Origin of the sequence: Leptospira mtsangambouensis (assembly GCF_004770475.1) — a bacterium.
GTDB classification, from domain to species: Bacteria; Spirochaetota; Leptospiria; order Leptospirales; family Leptospiraceae; genus Leptospira_A; species Leptospira_A mtsangambouensis.
Genome location: NZ_RQHK01000017.1, coordinates 560,233 through 585,705, shown reverse-complemented (window position 1 = coordinate 585,705; position 25,473 = coordinate 560,233). Strand labels below are relative to the sequence as shown.

The window sequence follows — 25,473 nt, the reverse complement described above, 5'->3', positions numbered from 1 at the left end:
ACTTTTTTAAAAAAAGAATGAAACACGAGATTTAGAGATTGAATGATCTCTATTCAAAAAGGAACAATACATCCAATCTGTTTGGATGGTAGCGAGCACCATTGGTCGAAAAGTCGTCAAAATTAAATAAAAGTGAAGAGATCCTTACTGCTGCCCTTGAATTATTCACAGCAAAAGGATTTGATGGAACCGCAGTGCCACTCATTGCAGAACGAGCCAATGTGGCAGCCGGAACTATTTATCGATATTTTGCTAGTAAAGAAGAACTAGTCAATAGCCTCTTCCAACGTTGGCAAGAGAATCTATATGATAAAATCAAAACGAATTTTCCGATCGAGCAAAGTCCCAGAGAACAGTTTCATTTCATTTGGCAATCAATGGCCGAGTTCCAAAAAGAAAATCCACTGGCATTTGATTTTTTGGAAATGCAGTATAATCTTCCGTATTTGGATAAGAAGAGTATTGAAAAACGAGCTACTTTGTTAAAATTTCTAACTCGTTTCGCACATAACAATCGTTCTATATTTAGAAAATTGCCACCAGATGCTTTAATTGCAATTGTTTGGGGTGCCTTTGTTGGGTTGGTCAAAGGTTCCAGAAGTGGAAAAATTAAATTGGATCCTGGTTTTTTAAAGGAATCGGAAGAACTAATGTGGAATGCGATTCGATTGCCAAACGAATCAACATCAATCTAAAGCCAAGTCCACAAAAAAAGAATAACCCATTTCATTCACGCGTGAGAAAACAATTACATTCTTTTTTAGTTCCTTGTCCCAATACGGATCACTCACTTGCCAATTCTCTGAATCACGAAATACTTGTTTCACATGTTTATAAAAAAAAGGCATATAAGACCAGTTTTTCTGAATTAACAAAAGGTTTTCGTTAAATCCCATTTCACTTGTACGTTCATAATACGGAGACACTTGAGTGCCCAACCAATCTGTCACATAAACTCTTTTTACATGAGTATCAATTTTAAAAAAAGAATTAGGGTCAATGATGACTCGATTATCCAATTTTATTGTTTTTAAATTGATAGTATTTAATTTCGATTTGATTTGTTTTTCAAATTCAATCTCACTCGCAACTTCCTTACGTTTTTTTTCATGATACAATTGTAGATGAGGTACAACTGTATCACAAATACCTTGTTTATCATGAGCTAAATCAGAAGGCCTACCTAAAAAATATCCCTGCAAAAGACTTGCTCCAGAACTAATTGCTCGATACAACTCTTCTTCTGTTTCAATTCCTTCAAAGAGTAATTGAGATCCAATGCTCAACGAAATTTGTTTTAAATATTCTAAGATCGATTGGTATTCTCTTTTCTCGATTGATTTTTTTAATAAATTCAAATCAATTTTTATGATATCGGGTTTAATAGCACCTAATCGCTCTAAGTTGGAAGATTCAGAACCAACATCATCCAATGCAATTCCAAAACCCTGTTCTCGTAAAAGTTCAACCCCTGCTGCCAAAACATCAGTTCCATAACTTCCCGACTTTTCTGTAATCTCAATGACGATTCGATTTAACGGAATCCCATAACTATTGACCAAATCTGAAATGGGTAAGGTATTAGAACGGCTTTCTTCATATTCCAAAATCACTTGGTCCGGAGACATATTGACAAAGAGTAAATCATTCGTTGTCTGAATTTTTGTCAGGGCAAGTCCAAGCAATTGCCTATCAATCAAACTCATCCGAAGGGCCGAAACATGTGGGTCGCTGAATTCAGGAATCGAAACCAAATTCCCACTTTCATCTCGTTTCCGACCGAGGGATTCATATGCGACCACCGTCTGTTCCTCAACGGAAAAGATCGGTTGGAATAAAGGGACATAATGATTCACTTGCATAGATTCTAAAGTCTGCATGGGTTTCCTTGGGAACCAGTATCCGTTTTAACGGAATAATATTCAATAAATTAAACTATTTTCTTCCCTGAACTCAGTTCTGGGCCTTGCAGTTGGGAACAGGACAAGTCTTGACCCCATCTGCGCCCTTCTTAGACTCACTGGAGAGGCAAAGATCATACCTCTGGAAAGAATGAAACAAAAGACAAATACCCGATTTTTGCCAAAGGGCTTAACCATCCTTTATGAAGACAGAGACATCCTAGTCGTAGACAAACCCCATGGCCTTCTCACCATTGCGACCGAATCTGAAAAATCAAAAACCGCCTACGCTGCACTTATGGACTATGTGAAAAAAGGGAGCGAACGATCCAAAAATCGAATCTTCATTGTTCACCGGTTAGACAGAGAAACTTCGGGAATATTGGTATTTGCAAAAACAGAAACCGCAAAACAAACTCTCCAAGAATCTTGGGAGAAAACAAAAAAAATTTATCTAGCTGTCAGCCATGGTGTTTGGAAAGAAAAATCTGGAATGATTCAATCTTATCTTGTCGAATCCAAAGCCCATCGAGTTTATTCCACTGACGATCCAGAATTAGGAAAACTTTCTAAAACAAAATTCAAAGTCCTCAAAGAAACAAATTTATATTCATTATTAGAAATCGAATTATTAACAGGCCGCAAAAATCAAATTCGTGTCCACTTATCAGATAAAAAACATCCAATTGTGGGTGATACAAAATACGGAAATGACACAAGAACTTATCCAAGAATGGCATTACATTCTTTTTCAATTCAATTGACTCATCCCTTCAAAAAAGAAGTACTTACATTTGAAACCAAAATCCCAACTTATATTTCGGGTCTTGTTGGTGGATATGAAAGGAAGATAAATGAATCATAAAGGATTTATTTTTGATATGGATGGTGTGGTTGTAGACAATCATTCTTTTCATTTCAAAGCATGGATGGAATTTTCTAAAAAATATAATTTTCCGTTAAACTCTGAAATCTATAGAGATACCTTCAATGGCAAAACCAATGCCGATCTCTTTAGAATGATTTTTGGAGATATCTCTGACAAAGAATGCAAACAGTATGGTGATGAAAAAGAAAGTTGGTATCAAACTTTATACAAAAAAGAAATGAAACCACATACAGGTCTAATTGAGTATTTATATTTTTTGAAAGATAAAAAAGTTAAAATTGCTTTAGGAACTTCTGCTCCTCCTATGAATGTAGATTTTACTTTAGATAATCTTTCACTTCGACATTTTTTTGATGTGATTGTGGATGGAACGAGAGTTGACCAAGGCAAACCACACCCCCAAGTATACCAATTATGTGCAAAAGAATTGGGACTCGAACCTAAAGAATGTGTGGTATTTGAAGATTCACTCGCAGGTTTACAATCAGGAAAATCAGCTGGATGTTCCATCATCGGAGTTGCCACTTCCCATACAGAAGCAGAATTAAAAAATCATGTAAACCAAATCATACCAAACTTCGCTAGTCCAAAAGTGTTTCTTTTATAAACTTTTGTTATTCTTGAAAGTCGGTAAGTAAATTCCCTTGTTTATTGGATAAATCAATTCGAATGACGGCTGTTCTACCTTCGTCTGTATAAGAAAGGTCGTCAAAAGATAACTTTCGAGCCATAAAAATCCCACGACCATGAGTTTTGAAAGCGTTTTTGGTCATTGCTTCCACTGACAAGTACCTTTGCCAATCAAACCCTTTCCCTTGGTCACTCACTCGAATTTCAATTCGTTCCTCGTTTTTTTCAAAGGTAACTTTTACAAATTTATCTTTAAACTCAGGCGTATCCAACCTTCTAAAAATTTCTTCCATAAGTTTATCATTGTCATGAAGTTCTGACTTTTCTTGGTATGAGATACCTAAGTTTCCATGTTCAATGGCATTATTCAGAATTTCCATGATTCCAGTTAACACGCGTTCTGGGTCTGGACAAGCATTTGCGAGGAGTGGTGCCAACTCATGAGACTCGCGAATGGAACGAATACGAAACTCACCGGTTACCATATGACGAAGAGCCCCCATTCCTTTATGGAGATCTTCTTTGGCTCTTTGTAGTTTGATAAAATGTTCAACCGCTGTTTGGACAATACGAATTAATAAAGTTCTGGAATAGGGTTTTGTTAAATAATAAAAAGCACCGGCATCCAAACCTTCTGTCATATCCGTGACTGAACTCATTGCTGTTTGAAAAATAACGGGGATGTCTTTGTACTTTTCAGAGCGTTTGATTTTTTTTAAAAGTTCGATCCCATCCATCTTTGGCATAAGTCGATCCAAAATGATTGCATGAAAAAGTGTAGAACCAGAACTAAGGATTTGAAATGCTTCTTCACCATCCTTTGCTTTCACGACGGTAAATCCTTTGTCAGAAAGTGACTCATCAATGATCATCAAATTGATCATTTCATCGTCTACTGCTAGTAAGTTAATCATCGGAGTTCCTCACGAGAACAAGGAATTAACATAGTAAAAATTGCTCCCTTTGTTTCATGGTTCTCGGCATACAACAATCCGTGATGGTCATTGACAATCTCTCGGGAGATGGATAATCCAAGCCCCGTGCCCTTTGTCCCCGCTTTCACCTGTTTGGACTGGATGAATTTTTCAAAAATTTTATCCAAATCTTCCGGAGGAATCCCCGGTCCAAAATCGCGAATCTGTATTCCGATACCGTTGACATATGACTGAGTTTTTCTCGGAATAAATTCTCTTCTGAACATACTAATTTCAATATTAGTGTCATTTGGGATGAATTTTAATGCATTTGAGAGGATATTTCGTATCACCTGTTGAATTCTTTCGTAGTCGAACTCGGCTTCCCATCGTTCTTCCTTATCTAATAAGACAACTGTAATCCCTCTTTTTTCCAAAATGACTCGCATTTCGTTGATCACAAACTTTGCAGTTTCTTTCAGACAATTTTTCTCAAATAAATAACGCATTTTGCCAGATTCTAATTTGGCAATATCTAACAAATTTTCCAGTAAACCTAACAATCGTTTACCGGAAGAATCAATAATCTGAAAATACTCCTTAATTTTTTCTGGAGTGACAGTGGCTGATTTTTCTTCTCCTAGTTCAGCATAACTTAAAATGGCATGGATTGGTGTTTTTAGTTCATGAGAAATATTAGCTAGAAAAAGAGATTTCATATAGGAAGCTTCTTCCGCAATATTTTTGGACATTTTTAAGTCCATCGTTTGGCTTTCTACCAACTCTTCCAAATGATTTCTATATTGGTATAATTCTTCTTCTTGGATTTTCCTTTGACTAATGTCTCGTAATATCCCTGTAAACATTTTCCCTGATTTTGTTTTAAATTCACCCACAGATAGTTCACAAGGAAAAATTTCACCTGACTTTCGTAGTGCGATAAGTTCCCGACCCACTCCGATGATATGTTGAGTACCTGTAGCTTTATACCTTCGTAAGTACTCATCATGTTTTTCTTTGTATTCACCAGGTATGATTATTGTAACATTTTTACCAATGACTTCATCATGAGTATATCCAAAGGTATTTTCTGCTGTTTTGTTAAAAAATTGGATAATACCATCATCATTAATGATGATAATGGAATCGGCGGCATTTTGTGCCATAGAAAGGAATCTGGATTCACTTTCTAAAAACGCATTCTCCAAACGTTTTCTTTCCGTAATGTCCCTATGGTTGGACATGATATATCCTTCATAGAGAACTACAAATCGAACTTCCACATGTCGGATGTTTGGTTCTTCACCATAAGAGTATTCTTTCCAAAAGACTTGGCTTTTTTTCTCAGATAAATAAGCCAATGCTTCTGCAGTAATTTCACGTAAATAAGGAGGTAGGCCCACATCGATGTGTTTGCCAAGTAGTGTTTCTGGTTTATCTCCAATATTGACAAACCTGGATGTTTTATAATCAACGATGATTCCATCTCGGTTGATTTTGAGCCAAAAATCTGGATTGGACCTAAGTAGGTTTTCCAGTTCCCGGAGTACGGCTTCCGGCGGAAAGTCGGAAGGGTTCTGCCAGATTCGGGAAAATGAAGAATTAGGTGCCATTCAGTAAGGTCCTGATAATGAGTCTCTGAAAGAACGCTATTTTCGGAAAGAAATTGTAAGAAAAGAGTGCGAAAAAAGAATCAACGTAAGGATTCTCCTCTTGTTCTACAACCACCTGATCAAACCTATCTTGTTTCATTTAGATCCAGAATCTGCACACCATTTGGCTGCAACCTTCCTTTCGCTTTCACAAAAGATCCCTTTTTTCCATAAGACTCTTTCTTCAATCTTTGAATACAAATCGAAACGACTGGAACAAACCATTCAGGGAATCCATTTCCCCAATCCATTAGGACTTGCCGCAGGATTCGACAAAACAGCTGAACTTTTTCCCACAATGATTCATATGGGTTTTGGATTTATCGAAGTAGGAACCATTACTGCAAAAGGACAACCAGGCAACGACAAACCAAGACTCTTCCGTTATCCCAAACACAAAGCCCTCATCAACCGAATGGGATTCAATAATCCTGGGGCCGACATTGCCGAATCGAATATAAAGAACCAACAAAAGTTGGGTGTACGTGGAATCAATGCGGGAAAATCAAAAGTCACTGAATTAGAAAATGCTGTTGGTGATTATGTTTATACATTAAAGAAATTGGTTCCCTATGGGGATTATGCTGTGATCAATATCAGCTCTCCCAACACTCCAGGCTTAAGAACACTCCAAACGAAAAAAACTCTTATCGATCTCATCGAAGGTATCCTATCTGCTTTTGATCACAAGTTTCCAATTCCCTTGTATTTAAAATTTGCTCCTGATCTATCAGAAGAAGAGTTAATCGAAAATCTAAAGGTTTGTTTGGATTATAAAATCAGTGGAGTCATTTTGACCAATACCACACTTAACAAAGAAATCCTTGGGGAAAAAAATCCAGAAGAAGGTGGACTCTCTGGTGGACCACTTTTCGAAAGGTCACTTCATTTTGTTTCCCTTGCTTACAAAACTCTAAAGGGAAAAATTCCGATCATTGGTGTCGGAGGAATTGACTCAGGAGAAAAAGCAAAACAGATGATGGAAGCCGGTGCCAACCTAGTCCAAATTTACACTGGTTATATTTATGAAGGACCGTTTCTTCCTTACCAAATTTGTTCCTATCTCGACAAAGTGGTAAAAGAAAAAAAACTAAATAACATCTCCGAACTTGTGGGATCAGGAAACTAATTATGACAACAAGTCCTGGAACAAAAATCTGCACTCATTTCGGAACCTGTGGTGGTTGTAATTATCTAGACATTGATTACACCAAAGAACTTCGAAAAAAAGAACAAAACATCAAAGAGCTTTTTAAAACCTATCGCCATTTGGAATTTCGTACGATTGTTCCCAGTCCCTCACCAGAATATTACCGTCACAAAATCCAACTTCCTTTTGGACGTAGAAACATAGCCAACAAAACCTTACTCACATTAGGTTTATTTAATAAAGAATCTACTTTTGTTCTCGACCAAACCGAATGCCAAATCCAAGACCCAGGCCTAACCGAAATTGCACTGGCCGTCAAACAATGGGCTAGGCGAGAAGGACTTCTCCCTTACAATGAAAAATCCAAACGAGGGATGATGAAATACCTCGTTGCAAGAAAATCTTTTTCCACAGGAGAAATCATTCTTGGGATTGTCACTGCCAAAGAAGATCTCCCTCATGCCAAAGATGCCTCCAAAAGACTCCACACTGCCATCCAAAACCGAATTGGAAAAACAGGAAAGTTTGGAAAAATTGTAGGGATCATCCAAAACATCAATACAAAACACACAACAATGGCACTTGGCCGCGAAGAACATCTGTTATGGGGTAGGCCCTATATCCACGAACATTTTGGAAAACATAAATTCCGCGTGGGCCTTTCTACTTTTTTGCAAGTCAACCCCATCCAAACACCAAGTTTGTACAATTTGGTTCTAGATGAAATCGAACCAAACTCCCGAGTCATTGATGCTTATTCGGGAATCGGAACCATTTCGTTTTGGATTTCAGGAAATTGCAAAGAGGTGATGGGAATTGAAGAAAATCCCAACTCACACAAAACCGCATTAGAATCAGTCAAATTCAACAAAATCCATAATGTACGTTTCCGCAAAGGAAGGGTGGCCGAAGTGTTACCAACTCTTTTCGGAAAAAACTATGATACCTTAGTCCTCGACCCTCCGCGCACAGGACTCGGTGTCGAAGTGGCAGAAACCATTTTGGGTATGGGTTTCAAAAAAATTGTATATGTGTCTTGTGATCCAATGAGTCTCAGAGAAGATACAAATCTTTTGGCAAGGCAATACTTCTTAAATTCTGTGCAACCAGTGGATATGTTCCCAAGAACCGACCACGTAGAAACCGTAGCCGTTTTTAGAAACAAAAACCTCACATAACATCCATTACAAATCCAGAGGCTTTTTTACTAAAAGCCATAATGGTAAAACTTGGATCCACACTGACTCCTGTAGGAAAAACAGAAGAGTCAGCCACAAATAGATTTTGGAACCCATGCACTTGGTGGCGAGAATTCACAACGGAATTTTCGCTCGATTTTCCCATCCGGCATCCACCGGCAGGGTGGGGAGCTGCCATTGGAAATTCCGCAGGTCTCCATGCGAGAGCATCAATTTCTTCTTTTTTAGGAAGTTTGGAATATTTACGAAGTTTCATACCCGCAAGAAAAACTTCTTTGGCACCGGCTTCAAAGTTTAACTTCATTTGTTTGAAAGTGAGATCACTAAAGATTTGTTTGGTGATCTTTCCAAAAGGATAATGAATTTTTCGTTTTCCAAACAGATCCACTTCGATAGAACCCAGTTCCCCATCCACATCATCAATCCAACCAATGGTTCCACCCAAATGTTCCATTTGTTTCATATAATAAAAATGATCTTTTCCAAAACTAGGAATAAGAGCCGCAAGAGTGGCGGGTTGCAATTGGTTTGGCATTAACATATATCCACCCTCTTTGTACTTTCCATTTTGGTATCTGGCCAATCGGAAATCCTCAACACCATAAGCTGCGGGAATATTTCTCCATTGTACGATGGGTTCTTCATATAACGCATGTACCATGGGAGAAGGATTGATTGCCAAAAACTCACCAAGTGCCGGTAATCTTTTTTTGAGTCCATTGCGAAGTAAAAAAGTAGAACTGCCAAAACCACCTGCGGAAACACAAACAGCTTTGGATAAAAAAGTGATTTTTGTCGCCGTTGGCCGAAGGGTTCTTCTGTCTATCACCACGGCTTCGAGGCCAGTGACTTTCTGACCAACATAGTTTAACTTTTCGGCACGCAGGTCGGTATACACATCGGTTCCCAGTTGCACGGCTCTTGGAATATGAGTCACAAGTTGTGACTGTTTGGCCCCAAACATACAACCTTGCATACAATGCCCAGATTTTTGGCAGTTTTTCCTAGCCTGAGGAACTGCATGTCCTTCCCAACCTAATCGCTGTGAGGCGCTACGAAACAATCTGTTCATTGGGTTAAAGGATTCTTCACCCGCTGGGGTTACATGAAGGTCTGTTTCCAATTCCTGCCAATAAGAATGTAGGTCTTCCGGAAGATGGTTTTCGATTCCATATTTACGATTCCATAATAACAGCCTGTCATCTGGGGTTCGGTAACTATCGGCCCAGTAGTGAACTGAGGCCCCACCCAAATTATTTCCATACACGAGGTTGATCCCACCATCTGCCGTCGTATGAAAATTTCTCTCCGCAGAAACCTTGCCAGCCATATTGAGTTCATTGTTATCAAAGGTTCCTGTGTGGTAGTTTCCTCCTTGTTCCAGGAGAGCGACTTTGATCCCTTTTTTGGAAAGTTCATAGGCCATTGTCGAACCACCACAACCAGAACCAATCACCACTACATCAACAACAATGGTTTCCTTATTCGCATAACTTTTGTAATCTCTATATATTCCCGGTTTCATTTTAAACTTCCTTCCCATTCACTAAATTTTGGTAGTGGATTCTTGCTTCGCTCCATTTTTCAGGAGGATTGGCAAAGGGACCTGGATAAGATATGGGTGCCCAAGTCAACTTGTGACCGTAATAAACAAGACAGACCAGTAGTTTTAAATTTCCAACCACTGCACGAACGATATCTGAATCAGTCTCTGCCAACAGGGACAAAAGTTCTTCTCGTTTTTCTCGAGAGAGATTTGAGAAAAAACTAAAATGCCCATAAAAGAAAGGAAGGTATTCCAAAACCATGACTGCAGAATGAAAGTCTTCCTGGATCTCTTCGGAAACAAAATACAACTCTTCATCCAATCTTCGCATTACGTTTGCTTCTTCTAAATTTGGCATTCCCGACTCAGTGATGGGAAGGACTACCTCCGAAAATGCAGTGACAGTTTTTGTTTCTGAATCACTAAAATAAAAATAACGAATTTTGGATTTAATGCCCGCACAAAAAAGTAACAAGGCCAAAAAGGATTTTCTAGAGATAGAGTACATAGATTCTTCCTTGGTTTTTTTCTTCTTTCACAAGATTTAATACTGATTTTCCAGTTAATGTCAAAAAGGCATCTCCGCTGGCGACAAGGTCCCAAATTTCACCTCGGAAAAACACATTGATTCCTGCTTTTACCTTTGGATCTTTGAGACGACCACTCATCGCATATTTTTTCCAAGCGGCACGCTCAGAAATGGAACCAATGTCTTTGGGATCTACATCTTTTGGATTCGCATAACCGTTGTAACCCTGCCATTTGGTTGTCCAGGCATCAGCCGGCGATACAAATGAGGGAACTGCAAGTAACTCCGATTCCGTTTTTTTTAATTCCTTATATACTTCAGGAAACCAGGAATCGGCGCAGACCATTGTGTATAACTTCCCAAGTGGGGTTTGGTAACTTGGATTTTCCTCTAACTTACCTTCTTTTAAGAATTCTTTTTCATCAACAATGGGAAAGAGTTTGCGAACCATCTGATCATCCACTCTACCATCGGGATGAAAATAAAAACTTACGTTTTCTAAAGGCCCATCGGTCGGAGTGATTTTCCCTTCAATGACTTTTGGGTGAGGCAAAACAATCGAACCAGCAACGATGGACACTCGATACTCTCTGGCAAGTCTTGCAAAAACAGATTGGTATCTGTCAGACATTTGCCATGCCTTCATACGAAATAGTGTTTCTTTTAATGTGTCACTTGAGTAAGAGTTACTGAAGAGATAGTGCCAAAGAAAAGAACCGAGGTTATGTTTTACCAAAACTTCCATTGCTTCTTGGATTGTATTGGTTGCAAAAATGGATTTATCCTCGGCAGTCACCACAAGCCAGGTTCCAATGTATTCCGGTAAAACAACGATGCTACGATCCACAAAGAGAAGTTCATTTTCCTTTGCCATCCGAAAGTATTCGTTCAAAGCCAGATAAAAACTATCTTCTGTTGCGTAACTATACTTGTTGAGATAGGGTTCCATCCCTACAAAACTTCCACGTTTTGCCATTCCCTCTTTTTGGATGTATATCTTTGGGTTAGGTACGTATCGGGAGATTTCCTCTTGCGGAACAATTTGCTTTTGGCAGTGGATCGTAAAAATGAAAATGCTTACGAAAACAGAAAAAGAAACGGGAAAACGCATCCACCAAATCTACTACACAATTTCGTTTCAGACAATATTTAATTGTGTTCTTGGTTTTTTCTTTTATTTTGACCTTATTCTATGAAAGAGAAACCTGCTCCCAAAAAAATTGTTCTCGCTTACTCCGGAGGACTCGATACGTCCGTCATCCTGGCTTGGTTGAAAGATACCTACGGTTGTGAAGTCATTGCTTTTTGTGCCGATGTTGGTCAAAAAGAAGAACTTACCGGTCTGGAAGAAAAAGGAAAAAATACCGGAGCTTCCAAAGTGTACATCCAAGACCTACGTTTGGAATTTGCACGAGACTTTATTTTCCCTGCAATTCGCGGGAATGCCATTTATGAAATGCGTTATTTACTCGGAACCTCTCTGGCACGTCCTCTCATTGCAAAAGCAATGGCAGAAGTTGCTACAAAAGAAGGTGCGGATGCTTTCTCACATGGAGCGACAGGAAAAGGAAACGACCAAGTTCGTTTCGAACTCACTTTCAAAGCACTTTCACCTAACTTACAAATCATTGCTCCTTGGAGGACTTGGGATTTTGGTGGCCGTGCAGACCTAATTGAATACGCAAAGAAAAAAGGAATTCCAGTTCCTGTAACAGCTGCTAAACCATACAGCATGGATAGAAATTTAATGCACCTTTCTTTTGAAGGTGGAATTTTAGAAGATCCATTCAATGAACCGAAAGAAGATATGTTTATCTTAACTGTGTCTCCTGAAAAAGCTCCTGACAAACCAACCTATTTGGAATTGGATTTTGAAAACGGAGACTGCGTTTCTATCGACGGAAAAAAAATGAATCCTCTCGAAGTGATGGAAACCTTAAATGATATAGGTGGAAAAAATGGAGTGGGCCGAGTTGATATCGTAGAAAACAGACTTGTCGGAATCAAATCTCGCGGGGTTTATGAAACTCCTGGTGGAACCATCCTTCATATTGCTCACCGCGATTTAGAATCCATCACACTTGATCGTGATACCCAACACAAAAAAGATGAACTCTCTCAAGAGTTTGCTCGTTATATTTACAATGGCCAATGGTATTCCAACCAAATGAATGCTTTGCGTGCTTATATGGATTATACACAAAAGTATGTCAATGGAACTGTACGAATCAAATTGTACAAAGGAAGTTGTACGGTTGTGGGACGAAAATCCAACAAATCTCTTTACAATGCAGGCCTTTCTACATTTGAAAAAGAAGAATTGTACAACCAATACGATGCCGAAGGTTTTATCAACCTATACGGACTGCCTATGAAAGAATGGGCAAGGGTAAACAAATAAGATGAAAAATATCGCCGTATATCCAGGTTCTTTTGATCCGTTCACCAACGGTCATCTCGACATCATACGGCGAGCCCATCCGCTTTTTGAAGAGATCATTATTGCTGTGGCCATTAACTCAAAAAAAACTTCCTTATTTTCTTCTGAAGAACGTGTAGAAATGATCGGGCAAGTTTTTAAAGGTTGGGACAAAATCAAAATAGATACCTTCGAAGGTCTGACTGTCGATTATTGCAAAGAAAAAAACTCACGTGTGATTTTACGTGGGCTTCGTGCGGTAACTGACTTTGACTACGAATATGCGATTTCGCTTATGAACAAAAAATTAGCACCAGAAATCGAAACTTATTTTTTGATGGCTGACAATGAATACTCTTTTGTGTCATCTACCATCGTCAAAGAAGTAGCAAGACATGGAAGAGCAGTATCCAATCAAGTTCCAGACATTGTGGGCGAAGCCCTTACCAAAAAATTCTCCATCTAATTTGGAAATGAGGATTCTATGAAAACACGTTCTTCTTTTTTTTATGGATTCACCATACTACTGTTTGGTTCCCTTGGATACTTTCTTTTACAAGCAGGAACTCTTCTTGAAGCAGCAAAAAACATTGTCATTGTTACCAATGAACATTTGGATACGGAAAATTTTTTCAATCGTTTCCATCATCCATTAGCACTTCTATTCTTACAAATCATCATCGTCTGTGGTGCTGCAAGATTTGTAGGATATATATTTTCAAGAAAACTAAAACAACCTTCCGTCATGGGAGAGATTGTAGCCGGGATTTTACTTGGGCCATCACTTCTTGGTTACTACTTCCCAGAAACCATGGGATTTTTGTTTCCACCATCAAGCCTCCCCACTCTTGGAACCTTAAGCCAAATTGGTTTGGTGCTTTTTATGTTCATCATCGGAATGGAACTTGATATCTCCGTTCTTAAAAACAAAGCACATTCCGCTGTTGTGATTAGCCATGCCAGTATCATCTTCCCTTTCTTTTTGGGCATGATTTTGGCTTATTATTTTTATACTGATTATGCGCCTGAGAATGTAGGATTTTTGTCCTTCTCACTTTTTATGGGAATTGCAATGAGTATCACTGCCTTTCCAGTGCTCGCAAGGATCCTCCAAGAAAGAAATCTGACACGAACACCACTTGGTGCGATGGTTCTCACTTGTGCAGCAGCAGATGACATCACTGCTTGGATCTTACTTGCGATCATAGTCACCATTTCCAAAGCAGGAAATCTCAACACGGCACTTTTCACCATTGGATTGTCTTTTGCTTATATCCTAACAATGATTTATCTAGTGGCACCTTTTCTCAAACGATTGGGTTCCATTTATATTTCAAGGGAAAACTTAACAAGAACCGCAGTGGCTCTTATTTTGATGATTTTATTTTTGTCCTCTCTGGCAACAGAAGTCATAGGAATCCATGCACTATTTGGTGCCTTCCTTGCTGGTGTGATTATGCCAGCGGAAGGAAATCTTAAAAAACTCATCGCAGAAAAGATAGAAGACATCGCTGTTATTTTATTTCTCCCCATTTTCTTTGTGATCACAGGCCTTAGAACAGAAATTGGCCTACTCAATGGTTCTCACCTTTGGATGGTATTTGGTCTTGTCATCCTTGTGGCTGTGGTGGGTAAATTTGTGGGAAGTGCCTTTGCTGCCAAAGTTTCAGGTTCGAATTGGGAAGATGCCCTCTCCATCGGAGCCCTTATGAACACAAGAGGACTCATGGAACTTGTGGTCCTCAATATCGGATACGATCTTGGAATTTTAAGTCCTGAAATCTTTGCGGTTTTTGTGTTAATGGCTCTTGTCACCACCCTTTCCACAGGACCTTTACTCGATGGAATTCAAAAGTTTTTCTCTAAATCAGAAAAACGAGTTCCTACCGAAAAACCTGTGGATCGCAAGTTACGAGTGTTAGTGGCCTTTGCCCAAGAAAAAATGGGAAAAAGTCTCGTTCGGTTTGCTTATTCCCTTTCCGGTAACCAAAAGAAAAATTTGGAAATCACTGCTTTACACATTTCACCAAACGACTCTTTGTCTAATGAAGAAATTCGTCGTTACCGTGACGCCAGTTTTGAATCCATTCGCCAAACAGGTGCACAAATGGGTGTCCAAGTCCAAACAGAATATCGCATCACTGACAATGTCACTTATGAAATTGTCAATTTTGCCAAAATCAAACATACAGATATTTTACTCATTGGTGCTGCCAAACCCCTATTTTCTCGCAGTTATACAGGTGGAAAAATCAAAGGAATTCTCAACTATTGCCCCGCAACGGTTGGAGTGCTCATTGACAATGGCTTGGAATCAGTGGAAAAAGTAGCCATCCTTTACAAAGGGGAAAAGGATCCCATTCTTGGATTTGCCCAGAAGCTAACATCCCTCAAGGGGATGAAGTCGAACAAAATCAAGGTGGAAGACCTAGTACAACCCGAAACAGATCTAAGTCCCTATCCGATCGCCTTAAATAAAATCACCGGGTATTCATTGATTCTCATCGATCTAAATGTTTGGGAAGAAATGGGATTTGAGAAAATGGATCTCCTTCCAACTTCATTTCTTTTGGTTCGTTTTTTAAGCACCTAAAGATTCGATTGCTTTTTTCGGTTTCTCCATGCTTTTGGAGATATGGAAAGAACTTTTATCATGCTTAAACCCGATGCTGTGAAAAACAAACACATCGGTGACATCCTTCAAAGAATTGAAAAAGAAGGATTTAAAATCCTAGGAATGAAATTCCTAAAACTCAGCCTCGAAGACGCAAAACAATTTTACGCAGTTCATGCAGCTCGTCCTTTTTACAATGACCTTTGCACTTACATGGCTTCAGGTCCAATCGTTGCTTGTGCTCTTGAAAGAGACAACGCGGTAACACATTGGAGAGATGTGATCGGTGCTACTGATCCTAAAGAAGCAAAAGCGGGAACTATCCGTGCTCTCTTTGCAGAAAGCAAAGAAGCTAATGCGGTTCACGGTTCTGACTCTGTGGCAAACGCACTTCAAGAAATTGCGTTTTTCTTCAAAGGGTATGAACTTAACTAAGTTCGAACCAAACAAACAACCGGTTCTTTAGGGAGCCGGTTCTTTTTTCCCGTGTCCACTCAGTTTTCTGATATCTTAACAAATTCCAAACAACTCTTTGATTCTTTTTTTGAGTCCTATACTAAAGAATTGTTTCAACCTCGCACTCGCATAACAGATGCTTGCCTATATAGTTTGCAGGCCGGTGGAAAACGAATTCGACCTATCTTTGTTCTGAATTCCTTTTTTCATCCAGACCAATTACCAAAAAAACTCAATACCAAAGAACATCTCTCGGTTTACTTAGCTGCCCTTGCTGTCGAATGCATTCATACCTATTCTCTCATCCATGATGATTTACCTGCGATGGACAATGATGACACCCGCCGGGGAATGCCCACTTGCCATATTCAATTTGATGAAGCAACTGCCATCCTTGCTGGTGACACGCTGAACTCTTTGAGTTTTTATTTATTGTCTTTATTTGAAAACATTGACTCCACTGCCATCCGAGACTCCATCCAAATCCTCCACAAAGGTTCTGGAATGAATGGGATGATCCTGGGACAAATGGAAGACATCCAAGAAGAAAAAAATCCCAGCTCCAAAGATAAAGAATCAAAACTCGAATCCATCCATGAAAAAAAGACGGGTGCTCTGATTGAAGCCTCCTTCCTTTTGGGAAATCGATTACGCCCGGATTGGTTAGATAGAGAGTCCGTGATCGCAAGTTATGCGAAAGAGATTGGCTTATTATTCCAAATTACCGATGATATTTTAGATGTAGAAGGAAACCTGAAGGATCTCGGAAAAACACCTGGAAAAGATGCCAAAGCCGGCAAATTAACCTATCCTAGTCTTTATGGGATGGAAACTGCCAAAAGGTTAAGAGATGAATCCGTATCGAAAGCCATTTCTCTTGTTGCCAACCTTCCTTCCCTAAACAATGAATTCTTTTTAGGATTACCTAAATACATTGCCGAAAGAAAAAATTAGACTGGATGAATACCTCGTTCGCGAAGGTTATGCGATCGATTTAAAATTAGCACAATCGTTAATCCTTTCTGGGTCTGTACTTGTCAATGATGTAGTCATTTCAAAAGTAGGGACAAACATTAGTTCAAAAGATATCGTTCGGACCAAAGAAAAAATCAAAACCTATGTTTCTCGCGGGGCTTACAAACTTCTTGGTGCCTTTGATTCCTTTTCAAATGCCAACATCCAAAACAAAACCTGCATCGATTTAGGTGCTTCTACCGGAGGATTCTGTCAGGTTCTTTTGGAAAAAGGTGCGTCCCGCGTGATTGCTGTGGACGTGGGTTATGGACAATTAGCACAAAAGATTGCAAACGATCCTAGAGTTACCGTATTTGATCGCACACATTTAAAAGACTTAAAAATAAACCAGTTAGAACCCTTAACAAAAGAAACATGGATTACAATGGATTTAAGTTTTATTTCCCTTGTGCCTGTCTTTCAATCCTTAGTTTCCCTTTTCCAATCGAAACCCGAAATCGTTTGGCAAGGAATTTCCTTATTCAAACCTCAATTTGAGGTGCATCCGTCAAAATTGGAAAAAGGGGTTTTGAAAGATTCGCATCATATTGGTTATACGATTCGATCTGTATGGCGAAAACTCAAAAATTTAGATTCTAAATTAAAATTTTTAGGACTAGCAGAATCCCCCATCCAAGGTGCTGATGGAAATCGGGAATTTTTGATTCGATGGGAATGGAAAGGGTCGATTGAAAAATCTTAAGCAGTAAAACCGGAAACCGCTTCTTTCAGTTGTTCGGAGGTGAAAGGTTTCATTAGATAAGCATAGGATGCGTTTTGGTTGATTCTATGTCTGGCGGTATCATCTAAAAAACCCGTAAGAAACAACACAGGAACAGAAAACTGCTCTCGCAAAGATTCAGCTGTTTCGATCCCGTCTAAAGAACCTTCTAAATTGATGTCCATCAAAATCAGATCAGGAACTTTTTCCGAAACAATTTGAAATGCCTCATCCCCGGAAGGTACGACCGCAATCACATGAAAACCGAAAGATTCGATTTTCTGTTTGATATTGAGTCCGAGGAAGGGTTCATCCTCGACGATGAGGATGTTCTTTTTCGTCATATATGCTTTATTTTATAGGGGGGGGTCTGTTAAAAAGTAAAAATACTCTATGGCAGATAAAAGTAGCAAACAACCCGAAAATGTCCCAGGAAAATACTATGTCGACCAGACTTGTGTTCCCTGTAACGACTGCATTAAGGAAGCCCCTAGTCTAATGCAGTACAATAACGACGAAAGCCATATTTTCTTTAAAAAACAGCCAACTACACCTGCCGAAGAAAAACAGGCAAAAGCCGCAATGGCGATGTGCCCCGTCGATGCCATTGGCGACGATGGTGAATAATTAAGTATTATAGAATATCCTAATATTCTTTGCCACCACATCAGGTTTTTCCAAATGAATTGCATGCCTAACTTTTGGAATCCATACCAATTTACTTTTTTTAATATAGGAATTTATTTTTTTCATCATAAAAGGTGGGGTAATCTCATCTTCTGCCCCTGCTAAAATCAAGGTTGGAATTTTGATTCCTTTCATTTTTACATCAAAAAAAATCTCATCTTCCCTACGTAATGTATTTTCTTGCAAATATTCATTTGGTTTTTCGTTCCAAATAGTAACAAGCGTATGGCGAAACAAATATCCTGGTTCAGGGAATTCTTCTCCATATAAATAACGTAACAATAAAATAACTTGTTTTTCCGTCTTTGGGAAAAGGATTTTGCGCATTCTTTCGCGTTCAGGATGTGGGATTCCACCCGGAGCCAAAAGGATTAGTTTTTCCACTCGGTGTTGAGTATCCTGCAAAACTAAATGCTGTGATGTGAGACCGCCCATCGAATGACCCACAAGACAAATATCTTTTAGCTCCAATTTTTGAAAACATTCGAGCAGTAGATCGGCCCAAACATCAATTTGGTAAAGATATTTTATTAAAGGTAGTTTACTTTTCCCATATCCTGGTAAATCGAAAACATATAGAGGATAACCATCATTTAACAGTTCTTTGACGACTCGACGAAAACCAAAACTTTCGTCGAGTAATCCATGTAAAAAAACAATTGGTTTTTTGTTTCCCTTTCCAAATTTCCAATAAAAAATTTTATGGCCTCCCATCGCAACGAAACAGGGTTCGCCGCCCATATTTTTCATTGATTTACGTCTCTGGGACTGATAGTTTCGAAAAAGGCTTCGGTAAAAATATTTAATCATAATGTTGAATTCAAAAATTGAAAGACTATCGCAGCTACTTTCCCATTCCCAGAATGGTTTGGTTTTCGTCGATCTTAAATCGAACCAAATTCTTTATCTAGATGAAATCACCAAGGAACGATTGGAGATTCAAAATCCAAATTCTTTGAAAATTCAAAACATCTTTTGTGACCACGAACTATTAATTTCTGAAATCCACACCCACCCGCAATCGAAAAGTGAATATAAGTGGTTCCTAAGAAAACAAAATTCAGAAAGGATTGTTACCTCTGTTCATTTTTCCTCCTTAGCTGAATTTTTTGATTCTGATACAGAAATTTACGCCATAACAATCAATTGGACCCATGAGTTTACAAAGGAACAGTCGGAAGTCATTGACCATTTAGAAATTCCATTTTTCCAAGCTGACCTAGGCGGAAACTTAAAATATGCGAATACAAAATTCATAGATTTTTTTCGTTTATCAGCAAATCAAATTCAATCATATCATATTTCGGACATTCTTCCGCTATCAGAAGAGTTTACAAAAGAACTCTTAGTTCAAAATACAAAAAGAATTTTTGAATTCAAATTGTACAATGGAGAATTGATTACCTTACAATTACAAAGTTTTATCACAAATGAACATGGAAAACCAAATGGTTTAACTGTTCTTTTACTTGATCTCTCTGAATTACAAAATGCGGAACGAATTATAAAATATGGTGAAGATAAACTAAGGACATTCTTTGCAACTATGAACAATGGATTTGTCATTGTAAATCAAGATGCAAAAATACTAGAAATTGCTCCGATTTTTAAGTTTTTACTGTTTCAGGTTTTTGCCTTTGAAGTTGGTGAAGATATCTTTCATTTTTTTGATGAAAACATGAAATCAAAACTAATGAACGTGTTGCAGACTGTTGTTGAAAATCAAAATATCCAAACTACTGAATTTGATTATGTTCTTTTAGGTGAGGAACGAACTTTTGAAATTCGCTTTATTCCTGTAAGGCGATATGACCCAAATGATAAAAAAATAATGTTGGTTTTTTCCGATATTACGGAAGCCAAACGAATGGATCGACAACTTATCGAATCCATGAAATTTGCAAGCATCGGTGAAATTGCAGCGGGACTTGCTCATGAAATCAACAACCCACTTCAAAGTGCTCTTTTGTATTTAGATGATTTGATTACTGTCGATGAAACCGATCCGAGCGAACGAAGGAACATTCTCAAAAAAATTGAATCCGCAAATTTACGAATTCGAGATTTGGTTAAGGCTTTACTTGATTTAGGTAGGATGGAAAGTCCCAACCGTGATTTTGTATCACCCTATTATATTTTGGTGAGAACAAGTGAACTGGTGGAAGTAAGTTGTCGAAAAAAAAATATCAGTTTTACCCGCCATGCAGGTCCAAATTTACCAGGAATTTTTGTTCGTTGGCAGGAAATTGAACAAGTACTGATTAATTGTGTGGTAAACTCCATCAATGCTCTTTCCGAAATGGAAAAAACTAGGCAATTTCCAAAAATCGAATTGGGTATCGATTTAGTCAAAAATCAAAAAAAAGAGTGGGTTGTATTTTCAGTAGAAGACAATGGACCTGGAATTGATGACGATACTTTGGAAAAAGTATTTTTGCCATTATTTACAACTAGAAGAAATAAACAAGGAACAGGTTTGGGGCTTTCTATTTCTAAAAAGATCATCACCGATCATGGCGGTGAGATCTATATTAAGACAAAGGAAGGAACGGGGACAAAGGTAGAAATCTATCTTCCTGCTCACACAGATGACAATGGATAAAATTTTAATCGTCGATGACGAAGAAGACATTCGAGTTGCTTTAAAAAGAGTTTTATCTCGTGAAGGCTACCAAATTGAACTCGCCGAATCTGCTTCCGAAGCTATCCAAAGGATATCTTCAGGTGAACCTTTTTCAGTCGTTATTTCTGATATTCTAATGTCAGGGATGTCTGGAATTGATTTCACAAAATTTATCGCCGAAAAACAAATCAATTTACCGGTAATTCTCATCACTGGAAATCCTAATCTTTCTTCGGCTGAATCAGCAATTCGTTATCATGCATTCGAGTATATATCCAAACCTGTAGACAGAACTCAGATCCTATCCGTCGTAAAACGAGCATTAGAAGTTAAAAATCAAAAAGATTCCGATTTAGAAAAACTAATGTTATCTGAAAAATTAGAAAAAGCTCTTAGAACTCAAAATTTAGATTTAAACCGACAAAATGCTGCTATATTAAATGCAACTTCCGATGCAGTGATCACTATTGATTCTAAATTAACGATTGTTTCTGCAAACAAAGCTAGTTTTGAAATGTTTCGATTTCATACACCTCTGGATCTCATTGGACAGTCTGTTCATCTTTTGTTTACTGAAAATAAAATGCAAAAGTATATGACTCAGGTTTCTAAAGTTTTAAGTGAAGAGGAAAACAAATCCACCCTTCAATTATCTGATGTAACTTTACTTCGTTCCGATCTAACTACTTTTTTAGCAGATATTGCAATTTGTTCCTATAGTTTAGATGGAGATACTTACTATACAGGTGTCATTCGAGATGTAACACAAAAAAAAGTGATGGTGGAACAACTCATTCATTCCGAAAGAAGGGCTTTTTTATCTGTTGTGGCCGCAAGCATTGGACATGAAATCAACAACTCTCTTACCGCCATCCAAGGTTTTGTAGAGATGGCCTCTCGAGAAAATGCAGACACAATGTTAAAAGATCGAGCATTAAAAGTCACTTTAAACCAAACCGAAAAATTAAGAGCTTTAACTTCCAACCTATTGCAACTTGGGAAATCATTAAAATCAAACAATGAACAATCCAAAACTTTAAATTTGAACAAAGAAATTTCTTCCGTCCTCCAAGTCTTTAAAGAAACAGCTAAATTAAAATACTGCCAAATCAAAAGAGAAGAAACTTCGGAAGAAATTCCGATCCAAATGAATTCGGATCAATTTGCCTTATTACTTTCCAACATTCTTCTTAATGCTGCGGATGCTACCAATAACATTGGTACAATAGAAATCTCAACCTATCAGGATAAAAGATACTCTCACCTAATTGTCACAGATGATGGGGAAGGTATGTCTCCAGAAACCTTAGATAAAATTTATGAACCATACTTTACTACTAAAGAATTAGGAAAAGGTACTGGTCTTGGAATGTTTGTTGTCAAACAAATCGTTGATAATTTCGATATTCAATTAGAAATTTTATCTTCGCCAGGCAAAGGTTCTAAATTTCATTTTATTTTTCCTAAGCTTTTAGAAACATAGTAGCTTCAGTGTATCCAGGATTAAATGACTCACAATTAGAATTGGTTTTTTCCCGTTATGGTAAAAATTCAAACATAGAACCATTACAAGAAGAAGCATCCACACGTAGGTACTTTCGAATTACAACTTCTCAAAAAAAAGAAGAAGTGGTTTGTGCCGATGAAACACTAAATGAAGACTTTATCATTCTATCCGAGTTTCTGAATGCAAATGGAGTTTGCGCTCCAAGAGTTTTAGAAACAAATATAGAACTCGGACTTACATTTATGAGTTTTGAAGGATTAAATGATTTTAGTTCTTACGCTCTAAATGATTATAAAATTAAGTTTCCAATACTAATTGATCTAATTTTAAAACTCCAATCACTCGATCCACCCTCTCTAGTGCAAAATCGAAAATTTGATACTGAAAAACTTAGTTTTGAAACTAATTTAACTTTGGAAAAATTTGAAGGATTTAGAAAATTATTTCAAATCAAAACAGAAATATCCAATGAAGGTAGAGCCTTTATTGAAGAAACAGTTGGTTATTTAAACAAATACCCTATAAATGTTTTTACTCACAGAGATTTTCACTGTAGAAATATTTTAATATCGCCAAATTCTGATTATGCGTTAATTGACTTTCAAGATGCAAGAATGGGAGTCCCACAATACGATTTGGCTTCCATCCTATACGATGCTTATTACCCGCTGCCCAGAGATTTTCGTTCTTTAATGTTAAAGTCATTCCAAAAACGAAATATCGACCAATCCAAAAAATTCAACGATACTTTTTATCTCCAGGCCTTGCAGAGATCCTTTAAAGCTTTAGGAACATACTTCCGAATGGTGACTGATCATGGAAAAAATAAATTTAAACCTTCGATCATTTCCTGTCTGAACCAATTAGAAGAAATCATTCAATTAGGAATGTTTGCCGATTCACTATATATTTTTGTCAGAAGTCTACGTGAAGAATTAAGCCGCCATAAGGACTTTAAGAATTTATGAATGCATTTGTGTTAGCAGCAGGATTTGGAAAACGTATGGGAATTCTCACCGAAAGTTGTCCGAAACCTCTGTTAAAAATTCAAGGTATTTCCCTTCTGGATTATAGCTTGTATCTTTTGAAAAAATGGAATACTTCGAAGGTTTGGGTCAACACACATTATTTAGGTGAGCAAATCAAATCTCATGTTCAAAACTTTTCGCAATTCCCAATTGAAGTTTTAGAAGAAAAAAAAGAAATTCTCGGTACAGCGGGTGGAATTCGAACCGGTTTACCTGAAAATTTTTACAATGAACCAATCCTGTTAATCAATCCAGATACATTGTTTTTCCCGAATCCAAATTTTTTACCAAAATCCCAATTACCCCTATCGATAAAAATTCATTTATATCTACTTCCAATTCCACCAAATCAAAACTATACGAAAATTGATATCAATGAAAACGGAAAATTGACCTTTGGAAAAGGATCCAATTATTACATTGGCCTAGCATTATTAAATCCAAATTGTCTTATCCATTTGGAAAAAAACAAATATTATGATCTATCTGATATTTTTAAGGAATGCGCAAACAAAGGAGAGATTACCGGAGAAATTTTCTCCGGTACGGTTCTTGATTTAGGAACAAAAGAACTTTGGGATTCTTATATCACAAAAGATATATTTGGAACAGAACTCTCCAAAATTCAATCGTTTGTAAATTCATCTTATATGGCTTAAGATTTCTTCTTTTCTTTTTTCGAATCCTTTTTTGCCAAGTAGGGCAAACATATTGTTTTTATAGTCTTCAACACCTGGTTGGTCAAATGGATTCACACCTAACATATAACCAGAGACCCCACAAGCAAATTCAAAGAAATACAATAATTCCCCAACAATCTCTTCATTCAAAGTAGGCAAAGTGATTTCCAAACAAGGAACTCCACCGTCTCTATGGGCAATCAAAGTTCCCAACATAGCACTTTGGTTTACCTCAGAAAGTTTTTTACCGGCTAAATAGTTCAAACCATCACGATCATCCTGTTTTTCCGTTAAATAAACATCTTGTTTGGGAGCTTCTACTTTGATGACAGTTTCCATCAAAAGTCGTTCTCCATCCTGAATGTATTGACCCATGGAATGTAGGTCTGTGGTGAATTGAACTGATGCAGGAAAAATTCCTTTTCCTGTTTTTCCTTCACTTTCGCCAAACAACTGTTTCCACCATTCAGATAAAAAGCCTAAAGCAGGAGTATAACTTACCAATATTTCAGTTTTTTTCCCTTTTGTATAAAGAGCATTTCGAATCGCAGCGTAGATAGTGGCTATATTTCCATCAGATGCTGATTTTGATTTTAATTCGGCTTCCATTTGTTTTGCGCCATCAATGAGTTTGTTGATGCTGAAACCGGCCGCAGCAATCGGCAACAACCCAACAGGAGTAAACACGGAGTAACGTCCACCCACATCATCAGGAATCACAAAGGTAGGGAACCCGTATTCATTAGCTAATTGTTTTAAAGCTCCCTTTTCTTTGTCAGTAGTTGCAAAAACTCTTTTTTTTACATTTTCCCTTCCATACTTACGTTCTAAAAGAGAAAGTAACAGACGAAAGGCGATCGCCGGTTCCGTTGTGGTTCCCGATTTAGAAATAACATTTACAGAAAATTCTTTATTTTCCAGAAAAGCCAAAAGTCGAGAATGATAATCAGCATCCAAATGATGTCCGGCATAAATGATTTTTACGGATTTCTTTTGAGTCTCTGGAGCACTAAATTCAGGAGTTAATGCTTCGATCACTGCTCGTGCCCCTAGATAACTACCACCAATTCCAACAACTACCAAATACTGTGAGTGGGACTGAATGGTTTCTGCGGCCGCTCTTATCTTTTGGAGATCATCGCCGCTAATTTTTCCTGGTAGATCAACCCAACCTAAAAATTCATTTCCGGGTCCTGTTTTTTGGAGTAAGGTTTGGCGCGCTTTTTCCGCCTTTTCCAATTCATTTTGAATCAGAGTTTCAGTAAGAAAAGATTTCGCAAATCTATCCGAAATTTTTAAGTTCGACATAGCACC

Annotated in this window: 25 protein-coding genes; 16 read left to right on the top strand and 9 right to left on the bottom strand. The window is 37.9% G+C overall.

The annotated features are described in order from the left end of the window. Positions 1 to 101 precede the first annotated feature (101 nt). Entirely contained in the window at positions 102 to 695 is a 594-nt protein-coding gene (locus EHR01_RS15225) for a TetR/AcrR family transcriptional regulator (RefSeq protein WP_135695899.1), read from the top strand. Here EHR01_RS15225 and EHR01_RS15220 read toward each other — a convergent pair. Then, complete coding sequence (locus tag EHR01_RS15220; RefSeq protein WP_135695897.1) at positions 687 to 1,880, bottom strand: EAL domain-containing protein; 1,194 nt, start codon at positions 1,878 to 1,880, stop codon at positions 687 to 689. The two genes, EHR01_RS15225 and EHR01_RS15220, sit on opposite strands and share 9 nt — an antisense overlap. Before the next feature lie 172 nt (positions 1,881 to 2,052). Between EHR01_RS15220 and EHR01_RS15215 the strand changes: the two genes are divergently transcribed. Both EHR01_RS15215 and EHR01_RS15210 read left to right on the top strand, forming a co-directional pair. Then, positions 2,053 to 2,766: an RluA family pseudouridine synthase gene (locus tag EHR01_RS15215; RefSeq protein WP_135695895.1), complete on the top strand. Its 714-nt coding sequence runs from the start codon at positions 2,053 to 2,055 to the stop codon at positions 2,764 to 2,766. Then, positions 2,756 to 3,397, top strand: a complete 642-nt coding sequence (locus tag EHR01_RS15210; RefSeq protein WP_135695893.1) for an HAD family hydrolase — start codon at positions 2,756 to 2,758, stop codon at positions 3,395 to 3,397. The genes EHR01_RS15215 and EHR01_RS15210 overlap by 11 nt, the downstream gene beginning before the upstream one ends. A gap of 7 nt (positions 3,398 to 3,404) precedes the next feature. Here the strand turns inward: EHR01_RS15210 and EHR01_RS15205 are convergent, their stop codons facing one another. Continuing rightward, positions 3,405 to 4,334, bottom strand: a complete 930-nt coding sequence (locus EHR01_RS15205; RefSeq protein ID WP_135695891.1) for a response regulator — start codon at positions 4,332 to 4,334, stop codon at positions 3,405 to 3,407. After that, positions 4,331 to 5,947: a sensor histidine kinase gene (locus EHR01_RS15200; protein WP_135695889.1), complete on the bottom strand. Its 1,617-nt coding sequence runs from the start codon at positions 5,945 to 5,947 to the stop codon at positions 4,331 to 4,333. The genes EHR01_RS15205 and EHR01_RS15200 overlap by 4 nt, the downstream gene beginning before the upstream one ends. Positions 5,948 to 6,047: 100 nt before the next feature. Between EHR01_RS15200 and EHR01_RS15195 the strand changes: the two genes are divergently transcribed. Further along, the gene (locus EHR01_RS15195) at positions 6,048 to 7,115 is read left to right on the top strand and encodes a quinone-dependent dihydroorotate dehydrogenase (protein ID WP_135695887.1); all 1,068 of its coding nucleotides are present in this window, start codon (positions 6,048 to 6,050) and stop codon (positions 7,113 to 7,115) included. A 2-nt stretch (positions 7,116 to 7,117) separates the two neighbouring features. Further along, positions 7,118 to 8,314 (top strand): 23S rRNA (uracil(1939)-C(5))-methyltransferase RlmD, encoded by a 1,197-nt coding sequence (gene rlmD / locus EHR01_RS15190; protein ID WP_135695886.1) that lies wholly within the window; start codon positions 7,118 to 7,120, stop codon positions 8,312 to 8,314. Here the strand turns inward: rlmD and EHR01_RS15185 are convergent. The 3 genes from EHR01_RS15185 to EHR01_RS15175 are packed head-to-tail and all read right to left on the bottom strand — an operon-like array spanning position 8,307 to position 11,521. Next, positions 8,307 to 9,860: an FAD-dependent oxidoreductase gene (locus EHR01_RS15185; protein WP_135695884.1), complete on the bottom strand. Its 1,554-nt coding sequence runs from the start codon at positions 9,858 to 9,860 to the stop codon at positions 8,307 to 8,309. The genes rlmD and EHR01_RS15185 overlap by 8 nt on opposite strands. Position 9,861: 1 nt before the next feature. Beyond that, positions 9,862 to 10,389, bottom strand: coding sequence for a hypothetical protein (locus EHR01_RS15180; RefSeq protein ID WP_135695883.1), 528 nt, complete (start codon positions 10,387 to 10,389; stop codon positions 9,862 to 9,864). Beyond that, entirely contained in the window at positions 10,373 to 11,521 is a 1,149-nt protein-coding gene (locus EHR01_RS15175; RefSeq protein WP_208721794.1) for a nitrilase-related carbon-nitrogen hydrolase, read from the bottom strand. Before EHR01_RS15175 ends, EHR01_RS15180 begins: the two co-directional genes overlap by 17 nt. An 81-nt stretch (positions 11,522 to 11,602) precedes the next feature. On the opposite strand from EHR01_RS15175, the gene EHR01_RS15170 reads away from it, so the two are divergent. Genes EHR01_RS15170 through EHR01_RS15145 form a run of 6 tightly spaced genes read left to right on the top strand, consistent with a single transcriptional unit; the run spans position 11,603 to position 17,616 of the window. Next, positions 11,603 to 12,811, top strand: coding sequence for an argininosuccinate synthase (locus tag EHR01_RS15170; RefSeq protein WP_135695881.1), 1,209 nt, complete (start codon positions 11,603 to 11,605; stop codon positions 12,809 to 12,811). Position 12,812: 1 nt separating this feature from the next. Further along, positions 12,813 to 13,295 carry a pantetheine-phosphate adenylyltransferase gene (coaD, locus tag EHR01_RS15165; RefSeq protein ID WP_135695879.1) on the top strand — a complete coding sequence of 161 codons (483 nt, stop codon included), beginning with the start codon at positions 12,813 to 12,815 and terminating at the stop codon, positions 13,293 to 13,295. A gap of 18 nt (positions 13,296 to 13,313) precedes the next feature. Further along, complete coding sequence (locus EHR01_RS15160; protein ID WP_135695877.1) at positions 13,314 to 15,422, top strand: cation:proton antiporter domain-containing protein; 2,109 nt, start codon at positions 13,314 to 13,316, stop codon at positions 15,420 to 15,422. A 42-nt stretch (positions 15,423 to 15,464) separates the two neighbouring features. Next, the gene (locus EHR01_RS15155; RefSeq protein WP_100788832.1) at positions 15,465 to 15,878 is read left to right on the top strand and encodes a nucleoside-diphosphate kinase; all 414 of its coding nucleotides are present in this window, start codon (positions 15,465 to 15,467) and stop codon (positions 15,876 to 15,878) included. A gap of 51 nt (positions 15,879 to 15,929) precedes the next feature. Next, positions 15,930 to 16,853 carry a polyprenyl synthetase family protein gene (locus EHR01_RS15150; RefSeq protein WP_135695875.1) on the top strand — a complete coding sequence of 308 codons (924 nt, stop codon included), beginning with the start codon at positions 15,930 to 15,932 and terminating at the stop codon, positions 16,851 to 16,853. Next, a complete protein-coding gene (locus EHR01_RS15145) occupies positions 16,834 to 17,616 on the top strand; it encodes a TlyA family RNA methyltransferase (RefSeq protein ID WP_135695873.1) in 783 nt (260 codons plus the stop codon). The genes EHR01_RS15150 and EHR01_RS15145 overlap by 20 nt, the downstream gene beginning before the upstream one ends. Here EHR01_RS15145 and EHR01_RS15140 read toward each other — a convergent pair. Further along, the gene (locus tag EHR01_RS15140) at positions 17,613 to 17,978 is read right to left on the bottom strand and encodes a response regulator (protein ID WP_135695871.1); all 366 of its coding nucleotides are present in this window, start codon (positions 17,976 to 17,978) and stop codon (positions 17,613 to 17,615) included. The two genes, EHR01_RS15145 and EHR01_RS15140, sit on opposite strands and share 4 nt — an antisense overlap. Positions 17,979 to 18,027: 49 nt before the next feature. On the opposite strand from EHR01_RS15140, the gene EHR01_RS15135 reads away from it, so the two are divergent. Next, positions 18,028 to 18,261 (top strand): ferredoxin, encoded by a 234-nt coding sequence (locus tag EHR01_RS15135; RefSeq protein WP_135695869.1) that lies wholly within the window; start codon positions 18,028 to 18,030, stop codon positions 18,259 to 18,261. On the opposite strand, the gene EHR01_RS15130 is transcribed toward EHR01_RS15135, so the two are convergent. Continuing rightward, on the bottom strand, positions 18,262 to 19,062 hold the full coding sequence (locus EHR01_RS15130) for an alpha/beta fold hydrolase (RefSeq protein WP_244310139.1): 801 nt from the start codon (positions 19,060 to 19,062) through the stop codon (positions 18,262 to 18,264). A 70-nt stretch (positions 19,063 to 19,132) separates the two neighbouring features. Between EHR01_RS15130 and EHR01_RS15125 the strand changes: the two genes are divergently transcribed. The 4 genes from EHR01_RS15125 to EHR01_RS15110 are packed head-to-tail and all read left to right on the top strand — an operon-like array spanning position 19,133 to position 24,138. Beyond that, positions 19,133 to 20,923 carry an ATP-binding protein gene (locus EHR01_RS15125; RefSeq protein ID WP_135695867.1) on the top strand — a complete coding sequence of 597 codons (1,791 nt, stop codon included), beginning with the start codon at positions 19,133 to 19,135 and terminating at the stop codon, positions 20,921 to 20,923. Continuing rightward, entirely contained in the window at positions 20,916 to 22,427 is a 1,512-nt protein-coding gene (locus tag EHR01_RS15120) for a hybrid sensor histidine kinase/response regulator (RefSeq protein ID WP_135695865.1), read from the top strand. The genes EHR01_RS15125 and EHR01_RS15120 overlap by 8 nt, the downstream gene beginning before the upstream one ends. An 8-nt stretch (positions 22,428 to 22,435) precedes the next feature. Continuing rightward, entirely contained in the window at positions 22,436 to 23,419 is a 984-nt protein-coding gene (locus EHR01_RS15115; protein WP_135695863.1) for a phosphotransferase, read from the top strand. Continuing rightward, entirely contained in the window at positions 23,416 to 24,138 is a 723-nt protein-coding gene (locus EHR01_RS15110; RefSeq protein ID WP_135695861.1) for an NTP transferase domain-containing protein, read from the top strand. The genes EHR01_RS15115 and EHR01_RS15110 overlap by 4 nt, the downstream gene beginning before the upstream one ends. Here EHR01_RS15110 and EHR01_RS15105 read toward each other — a convergent pair. Beyond that, complete coding sequence (locus tag EHR01_RS15105) at positions 24,121 to 25,467, bottom strand: glucose-6-phosphate isomerase (protein WP_135695859.1); 1,347 nt, start codon at positions 25,465 to 25,467, stop codon at positions 24,121 to 24,123. The two genes, EHR01_RS15110 and EHR01_RS15105, sit on opposite strands and share 18 nt — an antisense overlap. Positions 25,468 to 25,473 lie beyond the last annotated feature (6 nt).